Annotated in this window: 19 protein-coding genes; 5 read left to right on the top strand and 14 right to left on the bottom strand. The window is 37.4% G+C overall.

Features of this window, described 5'->3' with window-relative positions; all coding sequences use genetic code 11:
* The first annotated feature begins 49 nt into the window (after positions 1 to 49).
* Together M1G12_RS03530 and cysK are read left to right on the top strand one after the other, a co-directional pair.
* On the top strand, positions 50 to 685 hold the full coding sequence (locus M1G12_RS03530) for a YigZ family protein (RefSeq protein WP_237447129.1): 636 nt from the start codon (positions 50 to 52) through the stop codon (positions 683 to 685).
* Between the two features lie 285 nt (positions 686 to 970).
* Positions 971 to 1,897, top strand: coding sequence for a cysteine synthase A (gene cysK / locus M1G12_RS03525; RefSeq protein ID WP_237447128.1), 927 nt, complete (start codon positions 971 to 973; stop codon positions 1,895 to 1,897).
* Between the two features lie 121 nt (positions 1,898 to 2,018).
* On the opposite strand, the gene tsf is transcribed toward cysK, so the two are convergent.
* The 12 genes from tsf to yfmF all read right to left on the bottom strand — a co-directional run bounded on the left by tsf (position 2,019) and on the right by yfmF (position 13,247).
* Positions 2,019 to 3,059, bottom strand: coding sequence for a translation elongation factor Ts (tsf, locus tag M1G12_RS03520; RefSeq protein ID WP_084950607.1), 1,041 nt, complete (start codon positions 3,057 to 3,059; stop codon positions 2,019 to 2,021).
* A gap of 78 nt (positions 3,060 to 3,137) precedes the next feature.
* Complete coding sequence (gene rpsB, locus M1G12_RS03515) at positions 3,138 to 3,917, bottom strand: 30S ribosomal protein S2 (RefSeq protein ID WP_000268459.1); 780 nt, start codon at positions 3,915 to 3,917, stop codon at positions 3,138 to 3,140.
* A gap of 224 nt (positions 3,918 to 4,141) precedes the next feature.
* Positions 4,142 to 5,392, bottom strand: a complete 1,251-nt coding sequence (gene pcsB / locus M1G12_RS03510; RefSeq protein WP_247949407.1) for a peptidoglycan hydrolase PcsB — start codon at positions 5,390 to 5,392, stop codon at positions 4,142 to 4,144.
* 93 nt (positions 5,393 to 5,485) lie between these two features.
* On the bottom strand, positions 5,486 to 5,980 hold the full coding sequence (gene mreD / locus M1G12_RS03505) for a rod shape-determining protein MreD (RefSeq protein ID WP_001249446.1): 495 nt from the start codon (positions 5,978 to 5,980) through the stop codon (positions 5,486 to 5,488).
* Complete coding sequence (gene mreC, locus M1G12_RS03500) at positions 5,980 to 6,798, bottom strand: rod shape-determining protein MreC (RefSeq protein WP_237447126.1); 819 nt, start codon at positions 6,796 to 6,798, stop codon at positions 5,980 to 5,982. The genes mreD and mreC overlap by 1 nt, the downstream gene beginning before the upstream one ends.
* 58 nt (positions 6,799 to 6,856) lie before the next feature.
* Positions 6,857 to 7,651, bottom strand: a complete 795-nt coding sequence (locus M1G12_RS03495; RefSeq protein ID WP_237447125.1) for an energy-coupling factor transporter transmembrane component T family protein — start codon at positions 7,649 to 7,651, stop codon at positions 6,857 to 6,859.
* On the bottom strand, positions 7,644 to 8,483 hold the full coding sequence (locus M1G12_RS03490) for an energy-coupling factor transporter ATPase (protein ID WP_237447124.1): 840 nt from the start codon (positions 8,481 to 8,483) through the stop codon (positions 7,644 to 7,646). The genes M1G12_RS03495 and M1G12_RS03490 overlap by 8 nt, the downstream gene beginning before the upstream one ends.
* The gene (locus tag M1G12_RS03485; protein ID WP_237447123.1) at positions 8,468 to 9,295 is read right to left on the bottom strand and encodes an energy-coupling factor ABC transporter ATP-binding protein; all 828 of its coding nucleotides are present in this window, start codon (positions 9,293 to 9,295) and stop codon (positions 8,468 to 8,470) included. The genes M1G12_RS03490 and M1G12_RS03485 overlap by 16 nt, the downstream gene beginning before the upstream one ends.
* Positions 9,292 to 9,837, bottom strand: a complete 546-nt coding sequence (gene pgsA, locus M1G12_RS03480; RefSeq protein ID WP_237447122.1) for a CDP-diacylglycerol--glycerol-3-phosphate 3-phosphatidyltransferase — start codon at positions 9,835 to 9,837, stop codon at positions 9,292 to 9,294. The genes M1G12_RS03485 and pgsA overlap by 4 nt, the downstream gene beginning before the upstream one ends.
* Positions 9,838 to 9,847: 10 nt before the next feature.
* Positions 9,848 to 10,675 carry a cytoskeleton protein RodZ gene (rodZ, locus tag M1G12_RS03475; protein WP_237447121.1) on the bottom strand — a complete coding sequence of 276 codons (828 nt, stop codon included), beginning with the start codon at positions 10,673 to 10,675 and terminating at the stop codon, positions 9,848 to 9,850.
* 41 nt (positions 10,676 to 10,716) lie between these two features.
* Positions 10,717 to 12,000, bottom strand: a complete 1,284-nt coding sequence (gene yfmH, locus M1G12_RS03470; protein ID WP_237447120.1) for an EF-P 5-aminopentanol modification-associated protein YfmH — start codon at positions 11,998 to 12,000, stop codon at positions 10,717 to 10,719.
* The gene (gene yfmF / locus M1G12_RS03465) at positions 11,997 to 13,247 is read right to left on the bottom strand and encodes an EF-P 5-aminopentanol modification-associated protein YfmF (protein WP_237447119.1); all 1,251 of its coding nucleotides are present in this window, start codon (positions 13,245 to 13,247) and stop codon (positions 11,997 to 11,999) included. The genes yfmH and yfmF overlap by 4 nt, the downstream gene beginning before the upstream one ends.
* 158 nt (positions 13,248 to 13,405) lie before the next feature.
* Here yfmF and yaaA point away from each other — a divergent pair, with 158 nt between their 5' ends.
* Together yaaA and recF are read left to right on the top strand one after the other, a co-directional pair.
* On the top strand, positions 13,406 to 13,774 hold the full coding sequence (yaaA, locus tag M1G12_RS03460; protein WP_000455897.1) for a S4 domain-containing protein YaaA: 369 nt from the start codon (positions 13,406 to 13,408) through the stop codon (positions 13,772 to 13,774).
* 2 nt (positions 13,775 to 13,776) lie between these two features.
* A complete protein-coding gene (gene recF, locus M1G12_RS03455) occupies positions 13,777 to 14,874 on the top strand; it encodes a DNA replication/repair protein RecF (protein WP_078238557.1) in 1,098 nt (365 codons plus the stop codon).
* Positions 14,875 to 14,924: 50 nt separating this feature from the next.
* Here the strand turns inward: recF and guaB are convergent, their stop codons facing one another.
* Together guaB and trpS are read right to left on the bottom strand one after the other, a co-directional pair.
* The gene (gene guaB, locus M1G12_RS03450; protein WP_000073418.1) at positions 14,925 to 16,403 is read right to left on the bottom strand and encodes an IMP dehydrogenase; all 1,479 of its coding nucleotides are present in this window, start codon (positions 16,401 to 16,403) and stop codon (positions 14,925 to 14,927) included.
* 151 nt (positions 16,404 to 16,554) lie between these two features.
* A complete protein-coding gene (gene trpS / locus M1G12_RS03445) occupies positions 16,555 to 17,580 on the bottom strand; it encodes a tryptophan--tRNA ligase (protein WP_173224834.1) in 1,026 nt (341 codons plus the stop codon).
* A 205-nt stretch (positions 17,581 to 17,785) separates the two neighbouring features.
* On the opposite strand from trpS, the gene M1G12_RS03440 reads away from it, so the two are divergent.
* Positions 17,786 to 19,408, top strand: a complete 1,623-nt coding sequence (locus M1G12_RS03440) for an ATP-binding cassette domain-containing protein (protein ID WP_000958772.1) — start codon at positions 17,786 to 17,788, stop codon at positions 19,406 to 19,408.
* Positions 19,409 to 19,465 lie beyond the last annotated feature (57 nt).

Here is a 19,465-nt window from a genome sequence, read left to right as displayed (position 1 = left end):
TATTCGTAAAAGCCTAGCGCTTTAGATAATTTTTTAGTACAATTAAATCATGGAATTTAGAACAATTAAAGAGGACGGACAAGTCCAAGAAGAAATCAAAAAATCCCGCTTTATCTGTCATGCCAAGCGTGTTTATAGCGAAGAAGAGGCTCGTGACTTCATTACCACCATCAAAAAAGAACACTACAAAGCGACGCATAACTGCTCTGCATTTATTATTGGGGAACGTAGTGAAATTAAACGTACAAGTGATGATGGTGAGCCCAGTGGTACTGCTGGCGTTCCCATGCTAGGGGTACTAGAAAATCACAACCTCACCAATGTCTGTATGGTAGTGACACGCTACTTTGGTGGCATTAAACTAGGCGCTGGAGGACTGATTCGTGCTTACGCTGGCAGTGTTGCCTTAGCTGTCAAAGAAATTGGCATCATTGAAATAAAGGAACAGGCGGGCATTGCTATTCAAATGTCTTACGCTCAGTACCAAGAATATAATAACTTCCTTAAAGAACATAATCTCATGGAGCTGGATACAAACTTTACAGATCAAGTCGATACGATGATTTATGTTGATAAAGCAGAAAAAGAAAATATTAAAGCTTCACTTGTAGAGTTTTTTAATGGAAAAGTCACTTTAACTGATCAAGGTTTACGCGAAGTTGAAGCTCCTGTAAACTTAGTGTAAATAATAGATAATACAGTGTTTCACTGACATTCTCACCGCTACTTTAATTAGCAACATAAAAAGATACTTGCCAAAACCTACTAGAAAATGAAGCAATTCAAAAAGAAAACGGATAGCGTTCTCCTTTTCACCTATTTACTAGAATTAGCTTGTCACAATCACTTAAAAATTAATGGCTTTGATCTATGATATAAAAAAATCCTATCGCTTCGATAGGATTTCTATATTTTACAAATGGTATAGATAGCGTTATACTAGAGATATCTTATACAAAGAGGTATTCATATGTCTATTTATAACAACATTACTGAACTAATCGGTCAAACTCCGATTGTTAAACTCAACAATATTGTGCCAGAAGGTGCTGCGGACGTCTATGTAAAACTTGAAGCATTTAACCCTGGTTCTTCTGTAAAAGACCGTATTGCTCTTAGCATGATTGAAAAAGCTGAACAAGACGGTATTCTAAAACCGGGTGCTACCATTGTTGAAGCAACAAGTGGAAACACTGGTATTGGACTGTCATGGGTAGGTGCTGCTAAAGGGTATAAAGTCGTCATCGTTATGCCTGAAACTATGAGTGTAGAACGCCGTAAGATTATCCAAGCCTATGGCGCTGAACTCGTCCTCACTCCTGGTAGCGAAGGAATGAAAGGTGCTATTGCCAAGGCCCAAGAAATCGCTGCTGAACGTGATGGTTTCCTTCCTCTTCAGTTTGACAATCCAGCTAATCCAGAAGTACACGAAAGAACAACAGGAGCTGAGATACTAGCTGCTTTCGGTAAAGATGGATTAGATGCCTTTGTTGCTGGAGTTGGTACCGGTGGAACAATTTCTGGTGTTTCTCATGCACTCAAATCAGCAAATTCTAACATTCAAGTTTTTGCAGTAGAGGCAGACGAATCTGCTATTCTATCTGGTGAAAAACCTGGACCACACAAAATTCAAGGTATCTCAGCTGGATTTATTCCTGATACACTTGATACAAATGCCTATGATGGTATTGTTCGTGTAACATCAGACGATGCACTAGCACTCGGCCGTGAGATTGGTGGAAAAGAAGGATTCCTTGTTGGTATTTCTTCAGCTGCAGCTATCTACGGAGCCATCGAGGTTGCCAAGAAATTAGGTACAGGTAAAAAAGTTCTTGCTCTAGCACCAGATAACGGTGAACGTTATTTGTCTACAGCACTCTATGAATTTGAAGTGTAGTCTCCTAAATACACTTAGCCCTTATTATAGGGCTTTTTATTTATACCTTAAAAGTAGGAACATCTCCCTATAAAGATCGACTGCATAGAAAAAAGGAAGCAATTTGGCTTCCTTTTTATTATTAGTTATTCAAGGCTGCTGCCATTGTAGCTGCAACTTCAGCTTCGAAGTCATTTGCAGCTTTTTCGATACCTTCACCAACTTCAAAGCGAGCGAACTCAACTACTGAAGCATTAACTGATTCAAGGTATGCTTCAACTGTCTTGCTGTCATCCATGATGTATACTTGTGCAAGAAGTGTGTAAGCTTGGTCAACTTTAGTGTTGTCAAGCATGAAGCGATCCATTTTACCTGGGATGATTTTGTCCCAGATTTTTTCTGGTTTACCTTCTGCAGCCAACTCAGCTTTGATGTCAGTTTCAGCTTGAGCAATCACTTCATCAGTCAATTGTGCTTTTGATCCATACTTCAAGTGTGGAAGAGCTGGTTTGTTAACCATTGCACGGCTTTCGTTATCTTGGTCGATAACGTGGTTCAATTGTGCCAACTCATCTTTAACGAATTGTTCATCCAATTCTTTGTAAGAAAGAACTGTTGGTTTCATCGCTGCGATGTGCATTGACAATTGTTTAGCAAGTGCTTCGTCTCCACCTTCAACAACTGAAATAACACCGATACGTCCACCGTTATGTTGGTATGCTCCAAAGTGTTGTGCGTCTGTTTTTTCAATCAATGCAAAGCGACGGAATGAGATTTTTTCTCCGATAGTTGCTGTTGCAGATACGTATGCAGCTTCAAGAGTTTCACCTGAAGGCATTGTCAAAGCAAGTGCTTCTTCATTATTAGCAGGTTTTCCTTCAGCAATAACTTTAGCTGTAGTATTTACCAATTCAACGAATTGAGCGTTTTTCGCAACGAAGTCAGTTTCAGCGTTTACTTCAATAACTGCTGCAACATTACCGTTAACATAAACACCAGTCAAACCTTCTGCAGCAACACGGTCAGCTTTCTTAGCTGCCTTAGCCATACCTTTTTCACGAAGCAATTCAATCGCTTTTTCGATGTCACCGTCTGTTTCTACAAGCGCTTTTTTAGCGTCCATAACACCGGCACCAGATTTTTCACGCAACTCTTTTACAAGTTTAGCTGTAATTTCTGCCATTTTGATTCTCCTATATTTTTTAAAAATAGGAGAGCCGGGCTAAGCCCCGCCCTCCTAGGTAATTACTATTTATATAAATTAAGCGTTGTCGCCTTCTACAACTTCAACGATTTCTTCGATTGAATCTGCTTGAGCTTCTGAAGCTGCAAATTCTGCTTCAACTGCTGCTGCATCTTCACCTTGACGTCCTTCGATGATAGCGTCAGCCAATTTAGCTGTGATCAATTTAACAGCGCGGATAGCGTCATCGTTAGCTGGGATGATTACATCGATATCATCTGGATCTGTATTTGTGTCAACCATCGCTACAACTGGGATTCCCAATTTTTTAGCTTCTTTAACAGCGATTTGCTCTTTATGTGGGTCAACTACGTACATTACGTCTGGAATACGAGGCATATCTTCGATACCACCCAAGAATTTTTCAAGACGTGCACGTTGTTTGTTAAGAAGTGCAACTTCTTTCTTAGGAAGAACTTCGAAAGTCCCATCTTCTTCCATGCGTTTGATTTCTTTCAAACGAGCGATACGTTTTTGGATTGTTCCCCAGTTTGTAAGAGTTCCACCCAACCAACGGTGGTTGATGAAGTATTGACCTGAACGTACTGCTTCTTCAGCAACTGCATCAGCTGCTTGTTTCTTAGTACCAACGAACAATACAACTGCATCATTAGCTGCTGCATCACGCATGAAATCGTAAGCTTGGTCAGCGTATTTTACAGTTTGTTGTAAGTCGATAACGTGGATTCCGTTACGCTCAGTGAAGATGTACTTAGCCATCTTAGGGTTCCAGCGACGAGTTTGGTGACCAAAGTGTACACCAGCCTCAAGAAGTTGTTTCATTGAAATTACTGCCATGAGTATTTCTCCTTTTTGTTTTTTTCCTCTTCTTGACTTCAACTCGCAAAACGACCCAAGGGCAACTGTTTCACAATTCATCAAGAATGAGTATTATCGTTCACACGACAAGTTTCATTTTACCATACTTTTTCAATATTTTCAAGCCATTTTAATAGATTTTTAAAGCAGGTAACTATATAAATCATAAAAGAGACTCAAATCGAGCCTCTTTGTTTCATTCATTAGTTTGGATAGATATATGTTACAAAACCTTCTGAAGTTGTAGTAGGATTGAACCATCCACGTTTATTTCCGATTGTACGATTTCCACCATAGTTTGATTCAGATACTTGGATACTTGTTGATGATGAAACAGCTGTAACCACGGCTACGTGTCCATATCCACCATCATTCCAACATGCAATAGCACCAACTTGAGGTGTAGATCCTGTACGGAATCCTGCTGCAGCTGCACTTGTAGCCCACTGCGCTCCATTACCCCAATAGTCTCCTGCCCAAGGTGCCAATGTCTTAGCTCCCCATGTACACTCACCAGTTGGATAACTTGAAGCGTTAGTACTGTATGTTGGATGATGTTTTACTGGTGCAGGAGTGTAGCTTGTTGATTCTGTTGAAGCACTGCTTGAAGATGATTCAGACGAACTAGATTCAGATGAACTTGATGATGAAGAAGTAGTAGATACTGCTTGAACCTGCGCTGTAAAAGTTGTATTTCCAGAAGCAACTACTGTTTGTTGTTGACTTGCTTGTTTAGCTTTGTAAGCTGCTTCTGCTTCTGCAGCTGCTTTAGCTTCTGCTTCTGCTTCTGCTTTTTTCTCAAGTAAACTTGCTTTTTCATCCTCTGCAGTAGCCTTTTCAGCAGCAAGATTCAATTCTGCAGCTTTCAACTCAGCTTGTTTTGTAGTTAATGATTGAGCATCATCAGCTAGTTTTTGCTGATTTGCAATAACTGTATTAATTGCATCATTGTTTGCTACTTGTTTTTCAGAAATAGCTTTTTTATCTGCTTTTTGTTGTTCCAACATTTTGTTGTTTGCAGATACGATTTCACTCATTGCAGCAACACGTGAAATAGCTTCTGTAATTGATTTTGAGTTTACAATTGTATTAATGTAATTTGTTGCAGCTCCATTTGTTTGAGCACTACGAGCTTGTTTTTGTAATGAATCATTACGAGATACAATATTCTTAGAAAGTTCTGTAATTTCACCCTCAAGCTTTTTAGATTCTGCTTGTAGTCTATCATTTTCAGATTGCAAGTTTGATTGCTCTGTTTGAATAGCAGATACTTGCTCCTGAACTTGATCAACTTGTTTTTGTGCTTCTTGTTGTTGTGCTGTTAAGTTACTAATTTTATTATCTTGAGCAGCAATTTTGTCATCAGTAGTTTCTGCATGCGCAGTTGTTAAAACAGCTACTTGAGAAACCATTACTGTACTTAATAAAAGTGACGCTAAGATTTTTTTCTTCATATTTCGTAGATACTCCTTCTTTTAAAGACATTACTAGTATACCAAAAAAAGGCCTAATGAATATTACGCCTTTGTTACATTTTTATTTCTTTCTTATAGGTAAAATTTTTCAAAAATAAACTGAAAGATAATCATCCATATAAGGTTCAAAATCATTGATGGTACTAAACTATAGACTATAAATAAAGACATACTATCCACAGTTAAACCTACCACTAATGCAAGTATATAAGCTCCCATCTCAAATAGAAAAGTCATGACAATAATTGCCAACATTCTCGTCCAACGATTCAATAAAATAACACTATTAAATTTATGGAGAAATACTCCCAACAAGACGAACAACAAAGTCGCAATCCCTATCAAGTGGAAAAAGTAAATGTCATAAACCAAACCCACTACAAAACAATAAGCTAAATAGAGATACTCTGATACTTCTATCGTCTCAAATAAGAGAAATAAAAACAGAAAATGACTAGCCAAATGTACATGGGGGAAAAATGAGCCCAGAAGCTGGCTAATATGGGCGTCAATTAGAACAAAGAAAGGAAGCAATAAAAACACTCCAACCCGCTTCAACTGTCTCATTATGAATTCCCCACTAATTCTATCACATCCACATTATGAGTATCTGCACTTAATTTAACAGTTACTTCTCGTGTCAAGTAGTCCGTACTATGCGTTGTGGCAACCACTTCACCAACAGGAATATCAGCAACGTTAAAGTTTCCTAATCCACCAGTGGTCACCTTATCTCCTGCACTAATATCGCTACTACTATTTAATTGACTAATTTTTAGAACTTCATTTTCCTTGTCATAGCCAACAATAATTCCATAAATTGTAGTAGAACCATGTTGAATTTTAACAGAAATCTTATCAGCATTTTCCGTATTTGTCAGAAGGTTGACCATGGTAGAGTTCTCCTCTACTTTTGAGACACTCCCAATCAAGCCACCATTTGCAATTGCTAACATATTCTCAGAAGCCCCTTTTGATTTGCCTGCATCTAAGGTCAACTCCTGCTTCCAAGATACCGGAGATCGCATAATAACATCTGCTGCCAAAGTCTTTGTAGCTTGCAATTTGGACTTCATATCAAGCAATTGGCGCAGTTGTTCATTTTCCATCTTTAAACTTTCCGCCTCATTTGATTTAACTTCTAATTGGTAAATCTGTTTCTTCAAACTTTCATTTTCATTATATGTTCGTGTCAAATGAGCCAAATCTGATTTGACAGAATCAAACCATTGAAAAGGTTTTTGAACAACCCTATCAACCAATGAGATTCCATCTCCTAATCTTGTCACAATTATACTTGAATAAGTCGTCGCTAAGAGAGCTGACACAAGCAGAACAGTGACAAAAACAATAATGACATATTTTGATTTTTTAAAACGGTTCATATCCCTACCTTTATATCAAAAACTGTTACAGTAACTTTTTATCAATTCCTGAAAGCTACTAAGATTTTAAGAAAAATAAGCAACAACCAAGTATGATAATAACAAGAATGGTCAGCGTATCCTTTCGAGTCCATTTCAGTTGTCGGTATTGACTTCTGCCTTTTCCACCCTGATACCCACGCGCTTCCATAGCGATAGCCAAGGAATCCGCACGTTTTAAACTTGTCGCAAAAAGAGGAATCAAAATGGGAATCATAGCCTTCACCTTTTGAACAATACTTCCTTCTCCAAAATCCACTCCACGCGCTTTCTGTGCATTCATAATCCGCGTCGTATCATCCATCAAGGTTGGGACAAAACGCAAACTCATAGACAGCATCAAACCGATTTCATGAACTGGAACTTTCACACGCTTTAAAGGCGCTAACAAAGCTTCGACAGCTGATGCCAAACTTAAGGGCATGGTCGTTAAGGTTAACAAAGTTGAAAAGAAAATAATCAATACAAAGCGACAAAAGATAATTCCAGCTTGTTGCAAAGCATAATCCGTAATTCTCACAAACGAAAACTCAAACAAAACATTCCCATTAGAAATGAAAAACAATTGAAAGATAGTTGTGAAGGCAATCAAGAAAAACATAGATTTCAAGCCCTGAATAAAAAATGAAAGAGATACTCCTGACAAAGCAATAAATATCCCTGTCGCTATAAAAAGAATTAGATTCGTCAAGGGATTATTAGCCCAAAAAACGATCAAAATCAGTAGCATCATAGCCAGCAATTTGCTACGTGGATCCAATCGGTGAACTATCGAATCCCCTGGGATATAACGCCCCAAAATCACACTATCCATTTAGCGACTCCTTGAACTCATCTATCTTAATCGGTAATCGTTTAAATGACACGCCTCTATCAGCCAATCGTTTACAAAAGGATGTAATTTTAGGTACTCCCAACTGCACTTCTTCCATAAAGACAACATCTTGAAAGACATCACTTGGTTTACCACCCTTAACTAAACGTCCCTTTTCCATTACATAGACTTGATTTGCATATTCAGCAACATCATCCATCAAATGCGTTACCAAGACAATGGTCATCCCTGACTGATGGAGTTTTTTGAACAGGTTCATCAACTCTTTTCTTCCCAGAGGATCCAGGCCTGCTGTGGGTTCATCTAAGACTAATATAGCTGGCTCCATGGCAAGCATGCCTGCAATGGCGACACGTCTCATTTGTCCACCTGATAGCTCAAACGGACTACGATTAAAAAGTGATTCATCAATTCCAACCAGAGCCAGTTTCTCACGAGCAATCTGCTCCGCATCTTCTTCAGAAACTCCAAAATTTTGTGGTCCAAAAGCAACGTCTTTCAATACTGTTTCTTCAAAAATCTGATTTTCAGCAAACTGAAATACCAAGCCAACCTGTTTTCTAATTTGACGAATATCTTTATTTTTAGAAGTCGAGGTGATTAAGGTATCAAAAACCCGCACACTCCCTTGACTTGGCACCAATAAACCATTTAAGAGTTGTAAAATAGTTGATTTACCACTACCTGTGTGTCCAATTAAAGCCGTATAAGAACCATCTTCAATCGTCAAAGAAACATCTGACAAAGCTGTTGAAGCTAAGGGAGTCCCTTCTTGATACGTAAAACTCACATTTTCTAGAGCAATTCCCATAGTTTATCCTCTAGCTCACTTTCTGTCAAATAATTTTCAGGCAAATCATAGCCATTCTGGCTCAAAGAATGTTTTAATTGATTAGCAAAAGGATCGTCTAATCCAATTTGATCCAAATCATTTCGAGAGAAAAGCTCCCTTGGACTACTAGTTGATTCAATTGACCCTTTTTTCATGACCAACACACGATCACTCATGGCAACTTCTTCCAAATCATGTGTAATGGAAATGACCGTCATATCATAGTCTTTTCGAATTCCTTTTACTGTATCAATCAGTTCTCTACGCCCCTCAGGATCCAACATACTCGTTGCTTCATCTAGGATTAAAATAGCTGGTCTTAGGGCTACAACACCTGCAATAGCCACACGTTGCTTTTGGCCACCTGATAGACGTGCTGGCTCTCTCTTTTTAAAGTCCAACATGCCAACCAAATCCAGAGCTTCTTCCACTCTCTTTTTCATTTCAGGACGAGAAAGTCCCTGATTTTCCAAACCAAAGGCAACATCATCTTCAACAGTCGCTCCAACAAATTGATTGTCTGGATTTTGAAAAACCATACCGATTTGACGACGTATATTCCAAACATTTTCCTCAGTCAGCCGTTGGCCATCAATTACAATCTCTCCGGATTCTGCTTCCAGTAAGCCATCAATTAAGCGAACCGTCGTTGATTTACCACTACCATTATGCCCTACAATCGAAAGCCATTCTCCACGTTTCACGTGAAACGTAATATCCTTCACATCGTAATATTCCTGACTTTCCTTATGGCGAAAAGAAAGATTTTTTACATCAATTACTGATTTCATTTCGAACCAAATGTCCCTTTAAATACATAGGCACTACCCTTGAAATAATCATAGCCAGAGTAGATAGTGAAAAACAAGGCTACATAAAGTAGAACTTGACCAAGCAAAGTCCAATGTAATAGCAAGAAAATAATGGCAAACATCTGACTAAAAGTTTTAATTTTTCCAGGCATTGCTGCTGCTAAAACTGTTCCACCAGTTTCAACTAATAAAAGTCTTAAACCTGTCACAGCCAACTCACGACAGATAATCACTGCAACAATCCAAGCTGGAGCCATACCTAACTCAATCAGCATAATAAAAGCAGACATAACTAGTAGCTTATCCGCCATAGGATCTGCAAATTTGCCAAAATTACTGACCACATTCCATTTACGAGCTAAATATCCATCTAAATAATCTGTAATACTAGCAGTAGCAAAGATAATAGCTGCTACTATATGACTCCCTATCGAATTTCCTACTGTTAAAATAAAGATAAAAATAGGTATAAAGAGAATTCGACCTATTGTTAAGAGATTTGGAATTTGTTCTTTTTTCATTCGTTTTTCCTTAATTTTTAGTAAAGGTTACAGTGATTTTTCCAGTCTGAGCTGTTAATTTCGATAAGTCAACAGTCTGATTATCTACTGTTAAAGCAACACCTTTGACAACACCTAAGGTAATGGTCACAGGATTTTTTGTTGAAACTGTTGTTTCCGCACTTTTATTATCCGGTGATAAGGTCACACCACCCTCAAGCTCACTTTCTGAAACACTAATCCAACTTCTAGCATCTGAGACTGATAATTGTAATTTTGCAGTTTCCTTGCTCGTTTTATAAGCAACTTCTACTCTATTTCCTTCACCTGATACCGTTATAGCTGGTTCCATATTCGAAGAACTACTAGATGAGCTACTGCTTGAAGATGGAGTTACAGAACTAGTCGAGCTTGTTGCTTGGACCACACTATAACTAGACGCAGATGAACGCTCCGGTTGAGTCTGGAGATAATTCCAAACATAATAAGTCACAAAAATGACAATCGATAGTGCAAAGAGTATAAAATAAAATAAAGGTAAAAATGATGTCCTATTTTTCTTACTTGAGCGTCTCCTACCTGTCAACTCGTCTTCATCAACATCTACTTCTTCATAAGTAATCATGCTCCCAGAATCATAAGCATCCAAGACAATTCGCTCATCTAGCTCAACTGCCCACGCATACTTTCTCAAAAAAGAACGAGTATAAAATGGACTAGGAAGTTGATCAAAATCATCAGCTTCCATCGCTTCCAACATATCCAACTGAATTTCTGTTTTTTTGTGTAATTCTTCTAAAGTCAACCCTTGGTTGGTTCTAGCTAAACGTAAAACCTCACCAATTGTTTTTTTCCTCATACTTGTCATTCCTTCTTTCTAGTATCGATTATGATAGGTTACTACGATGGGAATATTGTAAAATCAACTATATCACCATCATCTATTAAATGATGTCCAGCATCAAGGACATCCTCTAAAGTAATTTCCTGTAAAATTTTTGGCAAATCAAAAATTGTCTCACCATTTTCAAAAGCATCATATTGCGTTGCAATAAATTCAAGAGAGTTCATGCTACTGAAAAATTCTCCAAACATCTCTCTTTTAATAATATCTAAATGATCCTCTGTAATATCTAAATCCTTTGTAAAATTACGAATAGCCTTCCTAAACTGATGAGATAAAGCAACTGGCTCTTTTGTATCCATTGTCAACATGACAAAATGAAAGCGACTTGTTACTTCAACTTCCAGAGATAAGGATGCGGCAATTTTACCTGATTCATATAATTTCTGAAAACGATCCGAAGTCCAACCAAACATCATTGCAAACAATAATTTTAATAAAATATGATGTCGATAGCAATCCGCTTCAGCAACTTCTTGTTTACCTCTAACACCAATCGCTAGTTTGGGAGAAGATACTTCCATCCTCATGCTGTCTGTTTGCTTTACAGGTTGTAAAACAAACTTTTCTCTTGCTAGTTCCTGAACATCTAAATCCTCCAGTTCTTTTCTTTCAAAATAATCCTGTACCTGATCCACATCAAAATTACCAACTAAAAACAGAGACATGTTTACAGGTTTGTAAAATCTTGTAAAATTTTCTTGCAAATTAGTTAGATTGATTTGGGAAATTGACTCCTCACTTCCAACTATATCAGTTGCTAAAGGTGTACCAGGATACAAATTCGCTAAAGTTGAAAAGAATAAACACGAATCCGGATCATCTTGATACATTTCTCGTTCTTGCTGGATAATATCCTGCTCTCTTAAAATGGAATCTTCAGTAAAATGTGCTGATGTTACCAATTCATCAAGTAAGTCTAAATTTTCTAAAAAATGATCCGTTGCTGAAAAAAGATAGCTTGTTTTTGTAAAGCTTGTAAAGGCATTACTATCTGCACCTAGACTCGTGAAAGCCGACATCAAATCGCTAGCATTTTCTCTCTCAAACAATTTATGTTCAAGAAAATGAGCAATTCCCGCAGGATATTGTTTTACATATCCGTCAACTTCTGTGACAAGCGTATCTACCGAACCAAACTGTACAGTTACACTCCCGTAAACCTCTTTAAATTCCTTTTTAGGTAGAAGAGCTACTATCAATCCGTTGGCCAAACGAGTTCGATAAACCATTTCTTTTACAGCTGGATAGTATTTTTCTTCAAAAACAACCTTTGTCATTCTATTCCTTCCATAAAGTAAATCGCTTGTAGTTTCACATTACTAGCTGCTTTACAAATAGCATCTTTGTCAACTTGCTCGAGTTTTGCAATCCAACTTTTAAAGTCTGCTGAAGATTTTCCAAGTAAGGCATTTTGATAAGCACGTTCAATCAATGAAGATTGATTATCTTGAGAAAGCAACAAAGATCGACGAATCATTTCCTTGGTCTGCTCTAATTCAAGCTCTGTAAAATATCCTTTTTTTAAATCAAGCAGTTGATTATTCATCATTTTACGAGCCTGGTTCCGATTTTCTCGATCGATACCAGCATACATCCTCAAGAACCCACTAAATAAATCAAGCTGACTTGAAATAGTATAAGCCAATCCAGCATTTTCACGGACATTTGTAAATAGTTTAGAGTGAGCAAATCCACCCAGTAAACCATTCATTACAATCATGGATAAATGTTGCTCATCACCATATTCAACAGGACAATGATAACCTAATTCCAAAATGGATTGTCCCACATTTTTCCGAACCATACCTTCCTGAAGGATATTGGAATAAGGTTGACAATACTGAACCTTCACATCTCCTTTTCGACCTTTAAAGCCAAATGATTCTAATACATTTTGAATTTCAACCTCATTAAAATCACCTAGGAAAAAGAAATCTATTCGATCATTGGCCAAAAATTCTTTGAAACAAGAATAAGAATTTTGTGGAGTTTCAGCTAAAATACGATTTCGTAAATCACTATATTCCAATTGGAGACGTTCATCATGAAAAAACAATTTATCCAATTCTTTATGTGCAAAATAAAAAGAATCATCCATATCAGCTGCTAAACTTGCTAGCAATTGTTTTTTCTCAATTTCAAATAAGGCCGGATCAAACCCATTATCAACTACTACGGGTGAAAAAAGAGTTTCTTTTACTAGTTCCAAAACCTGAGAAGTTAGCACATTTTTCCTACTTAAAAACTCATCACGAACATAGGTAAATGTCAATTCTACAATATGACTTTGCCCTCTTCTAAAACAATTGGTTGACATATCTGTACCATATAGACTGGCCAAGTGTCTTCTCAAAGCTTGAGAAGTGGAGTACATCTGGTTGGACGTTTCTAGCATACTCGCACTCAACATGCGACCTGCAATCGTATCGAGGGATAATGGAGAGGTAAAACGCACGGTAATTTTGTTCGTTTTAAACTTCTTTGATTGGATAAAATGTGTTGAAATTCCATACACTAACTCCATGATTTACCTCCTTATATACAGACTTCTATTATATCACGAAAACCTGAAATTTTCTTGTTCTCTGTAACACTTTTGAAATAAAAATCGCTTACATTACTCCTTGTTTCTCTCACTATTTTTAGGAAAATATGGTATAATACCAAAGATTGAGGTGAATTATGGAATACAAATTATTTGAAGAATTTATTACCCTCCAAGCACTACTCAAAGAACTTGGAATTACACATAGCGGAGGAGCTATCAAATCATTTCTCTCTGAACATTCTGTTTACTTTAATGGGGAATTAGAGAGTCGTCGTGGTAAAAAACTTCGTATTGGTGATAAAGTTGACATCCCTGACATGAATATTGACATCTTGTTGACACAACCTACTTCTGAAGAACAAGATGAATACCAAGCTGATAAAGTTGAAAAAGAACGAATCGCTAAACTTGTTAAGGAGATGAATAAAGGAGTAAAAAAAGACAAATCAAAACCTACTTCATCACCCAAAAGCAAACAAGCTCCGCGATTCCCTGGTAGATAATCATGTGGCTACAACACCTATCTCTCAAAACTTTTCGTAACTACAAAGAGACGAAAATAGACTTTAATCCTAAATTAAATATCTTTTTAGGACGTAATGCGCAAGGTAAAACAAATATGTTAGAGGCTATCTATTTTTTAGCCTTAACACGCAGTCATCGAACTCGAACAGATAAAAATCTCATTCATTTTGATGAGGAACAACTTCATCTTTCAGGTCTCGTTCAGAAAAAAACTGGATCCATTCCTCTAGAAATCGAACTAACACAAAAAGGCCGTGTGACAAAAGTTAATCACTTAAAACAGGCACGACTTTCAGATTATGTCGGACACATGAATGTTGTCTTATTTGCTCCTGAAGATTTACAACTAATTAAAGGAGCACCTTCAGTTCGACGAAAATTCATTGATATGGAGCTTGGACAAATTAAGCCCATCTATCTATCAGACTTAACCAATTATAACCACATCCTAAAACAAAGAAACACTTATCTAAAATCAGCTCAAAAAATAGATGAAACCTTCCTTTCAGTCTTAGATGATCAGCTAATCGATTATGGATGTCGTGTAATGAATCACCGCTTAGATTTCATAAAAAAACTAGAATATTTTGGCCGTAAGAAACATTTTGAACTCTCTAATCAGATTGAAGAGTTGTCAATATCCTATCAATCTTCTGTCAAGCTAACTGACAAAGAAGGCTTATCCGAATCTTTCAAAATTGCTTTAGAAAAAAGTAGATCCAGAGATTTATTTAAAAAGAATACTGGTGTCGGTCCTCATCGAGATGACATTTCTTTTTATATAAATGGGATGGATGCTAGTTTTGGAAGTCAAGGTCAACATCGTAGTCTCGTCCTCTCTATAAAATTAGCAGAAATCGAGTTAATGGAAAGTATTACTACAGAATCTCCGATATTATTGCTTGACGATGTTATGAGCGAACTTGACAACACTCGACAACTAAAATTATTAGAAACAATTTCTCATTCAATCCAAACCTTTATCACAACAACCAGCTTAGATCATCTTCAAAATCTGCCAGAAAATCTAAGTATCTTCACTATTCAGGATGGTAAAGTTACTGTAAATGAAAATTGACAACATCGTAAAAGAACTCCTGTTTTCGCAGGAGTTCTTTTGATTGTTTTTTACATAGAATAATTTGGTGCCTCATTAGTAATTTGTACATCATGAGGATGGCTCTCTTTCAAACCAGCACCAGACATTTCTATAAATTGAGCATTATCGTGTAGTTCTTTAAGGTTAGCTGCACCACAGTAACCCATACCAGAGCGAATACCTCCAATCATTTGGAAGACGATATCAGCTGCCGCACCTTTATAAGCAACACGACCTTCAATTCCTTCTGGAACAAGTTTGTTTGCTTCATTGACAGAACCTTGGAAATAACGATCGCTTGAACCTTTCTTCATTGCTGCGATTGATCCCATACCACGGTAAGTCTTGAATTTACGTCCTTGGAAGATTTCAGTTTCACCTGGTGCTTCGTCTGTTCCAGCAAACATTGATCCAAGCATAACAGCATTTCCACCTGCAGCAAGGGCTTTTACAATATCTCCAGAATACTTGATTCCACCGTCAGCAATGATCGTTTTACCATATTCACGCGCAACAGCTGCAGCATCATAGATAGCTGTTACTTGCGGAACACCGACACCAGCAATCACACGAGTTGTACAGATTGAACCTGGCCCAATACCAACTTTGACAACGTCTACACCTGCTTCATAAAGGGCACGTGCACCCTCAGCTGTTGCAATATTTCCAGCAATCAAAGTACGATCTGGGAAGTGAGCACGAATCTCAGCAATTTTACGCAAGACACCTGCAGAATGACCATGTGCAGTATCAATAACAATCGCATCTGCTCCTGCTTCAAAAAGAGCCTCTGCACGTTCAAATGTATCTGAAGTAACACCTACTGCACCTGCAACTAGTAGACGACCAAACTCATCTTTAGCGGCATTTGGAAACTCAATAACTTTTTCAATATCTTTGATAGTAATCAAACCAGAAAGACGACCTTCTTCATCTACCAACGGAAGTTTTTCAATACGGTGTTCTTGAAGAATGCTCTCAGCTGTTGCAAGATCTGTACCCACAGGAGCAGTAACAAGATTTTCACTAGTCATATGATTTGAGATTGGTTGGTTATAATCTGAAATAAAACGAAGATCTCGGTTTGTCAAAATACCAACCAATTTACGATTTTCAAGTGTTTCAACAACTGGAACACCACTGATGCGGTAACGCCCCATAAGCTCATCTGCTTCAGCAATTGTATGTTCAGGTGTCAAGAAGAAGGGATCAATAATAACTCCATTTTCAGAACGTTTTACCTTACGAACCTCGTCTGCTTGTTGAGCAATTGACATGTTTTTATGGATAACTCCGAGACCACCTGCACGAGCAATAGCAATGGCCATTTGACTCTCTGTAACTGTGTCCATGGCAGCGGTAATAATTGGGATATTTAAAGTCAGATTATCTGCCAATTTAGTTGTTAAATCTGCATCGTTAGGCAACACATGACTTTCAGCTGGAATAAGCAATACATCATCAAAGGTAAAACCTTTTTTCAAAAATTTAGTGTCCCAATTAGACATTCGAAGTTTCCTCTTTTCTTTCTTTTTGAGCTTGACTCTTTTTATATTGTATCTATCATACCATTCTATAAAAATTTGTCAAATGTTACAGGGGTAAATAAAAAACTATCTTTTCTTCAAGATAGAAATGATAGTTTCTTGTAAAATAAACTTAGTTAAAGTAATGAAGTCCCATTGCTCCTTTAACCTCAGATAGAGTTTGACCTGCAACTTCACGCGCTCTTTCACTACCTTTTTGAAGCATATTATAAACTTCTCCCATATCCTTAGCAAATTCAATACGGCGCTCACGAATAGGACCAAGTTCACGTTCTAATATTTCAAGTAGATAACGCTTGGTCTTCACATCACCAAGACCACCTCGTTGATAATGTTCTTTCATGTCAGCAATTTCTTGAGCATCTTCTGGACGACCAAAAACATCTAGATAATGGAAAACCATATTTCCTTCAATTTTACCTGGATCCTCAACGCGGATATGATTTGGATCTGTATACATACTCATTACTTTTTTACGCAAAGTATCCGCATCATCAGCTAAATAAATACCATTATTGAGTGATTTAGACATTTTAGCATTTCCATCTAAACCAGGCAAACGCCCTGCTCTCTCATTTTCTGGATAAATACCTTCCGGTTCTACCAAGACATCACAGTTATATGCATTGTTAAAAGAACGAACAATTTCACGAGTCTGCTCAATCATTGGTTTCTGATCTGTCCCAACAGGAACATAGTTGGCCTTAAAGGCTGTGATGTCAGCTGCTTGTGCAATTGGATAAACCAAAAATCCTGTCGGAATGCTTTCTCCAAATCCCTTCTGAGCAATTTCTGTCTTGACAGTTGGATTGCGCTCCAAACGTGCTAATGACACTAAATTCATATAATACATAGACAACTCAGCCAACTCTGGAATCTGGCTTTGAATAAAAATAGTTGACTTACTTGGATCCAATCCAACTGCAAGGTAATCCAAAGCCACATTTCCGATAGACTCTACAATGGTTTGAGGATCTTTGGCATGATCTGTCAAAGCTTGTTGGTCAGCCAAGAACACAAACATGTCATACTTATCCTCTTCCTGTAATAATACTCGATTTTTGAGACTTCCAACATAATGCCCAATATGCAATTTTCCTGTTGGACGGTCTCCTGTTAAAATAATGGGTTTAGTCATTTTGTTCTCCTTCGATATAGTCCTTTCAATTATAGCATTTTTTTAATGAAATAACCGCAATTTATCAAAATAAATCAACCTTGCTATTTACGGATTTGTGTAAAGTGTGCTGTAAATTTAATTTACATAAAATTGACAGATAAAAATTTGAATATTTCCGTATTTTCTAGTAGAATGAATATATTACACATATAGGAGAAAAACATTGCTTACAGTATCTGATGTTTCACTACGTTTTAGTGATCGCAAACTTTTTGATGATGTCAATATCAAATTTACAGAAGGAAATACTTATGGATTAATCGGTGCTAATGGTGCCGGAAAATCTACCTTTTTAAAAATTTTAGCTGGAGATATCGAACCTACTACTGGTCACATCTCTCTTGGTCCAGATGAACGTCTCTCTGTTCTTCGTCAAAATCACTTTGACTATGAAGATGAACGTGCCATTGATGTTGTTATCATGGGAAATGAAAAACTTTATAGCATCATGAAAGAGAAAGATGCCATCTACATGAAGGAAGATTTCTCAGATGAGGACGGAGTCCGTGCTGCCGAACTTGAAGGAGAGTTTGCCGAGCTTGGAGGCTGGGAAGCAGAAAGTGAAGCCTCTCAACTACTTCAAAACCTAAATATCCCAGAAGAGTTGCACTACCAAAATATGAGTGAATTGGCCAACGGTGAGAAAGTAAAGGTTCTCCTTGCTAAAGCACTTTTTGGTAAACCAGATGTTCTTCTCTTGGACGAGCCAACCAATGGTTTGGATATCCAATCAATTACATGGTTAGAAGATTTCTTGATTGACTTTGATAACACAGTTATCGTAGTATCTCATGACCGTCACTTCTTGAATAAAGTATGTACTCACATGGCTGACCTTGACTTTGGAAAAATCAAACTCTACGTCGGAAACTATGACTTCTGGAAGGAATCTTCTGAGCTTGCTGCTAAATTGCTAGCAGACCGTAATGCTAAAGCAGAAGAAAAAATTAAGCAATTGCAAGAATTCGTAGCTCGTTTCTCTGCTAATGCTTCTAAATCAAGACAAGCAACATCACGTAAGAAAATGCTTGATAAGATTGAGCTAGAAGAGATTGTTCCATCTAGTCGTAAATATCCATTTATCAACTTTAAAGCGGAGCGTGAAATTGGTAATGATCTCTTGACAGTAGAAAATCTAACTGTAAAGATTGATGGTGAGACTATTTTAGATAATATCAGCTTTATCTTGCGTCCAGGTGATAAGACAGCTCTTATTGGACAGAATGACATCCAAACGACTGCATTAATTCGTGCAATCATGGGAGATATTGACTATGAAGGAACTGTCAAGTGGGGAGTTACAACTAGTCAATCTTACCTACCAAAAGATAACTCAGCTGATTTTGCAGGGGGAGAATCAATCCTTGACTGGTTGCGTCAATTTGCAAGTAAAGAAGAAGATGACAATACTTTCCTACGCGGTTTCCTCGGCCGTATGCTCTTCTCTGGAGATGAGGTTAACAAACCTGTAAATGTCTTGTCAGGGGGAGAAAAAGTCCGTGTCATGCTTTCAAAACTCATGCTCTTGAAATCAAATGTGCTTGTCCTCGATGATCCAACCAATCACTTGGACTTGGAATCTATCTCAAGCTTGAATGATGGATTGAAAAACTTTAAAGAATCAATCATCTTTGCCAGTCATGACCACGAGTTTATTCAAACTTTAGCTAACCATATCATTGTCTTGTCTAAAAATGGCGTCATCGATCGTATCGATGAAACCTATGATGAATTCCTAGAAAATGCAGAAGTACAAGCAAAAGTTAAAGAACTTTGGAAAGATTAAATAAGACTTCAAAACTCAGTTGGGGTAACCCACTGAGTTTTCTATCATTCTACGAGG

Source organism: Streptococcus mitis (assembly GCF_023110375.1).
Taxonomy (GTDB): domain Bacteria; phylum Bacillota; class Bacilli; order Lactobacillales; family Streptococcaceae; genus Streptococcus; species Streptococcus mitis_CI.
Note: the sequence above shows the minus strand (reverse complement) of the source record. Positions and strands in the feature narration are given on the sequence as shown.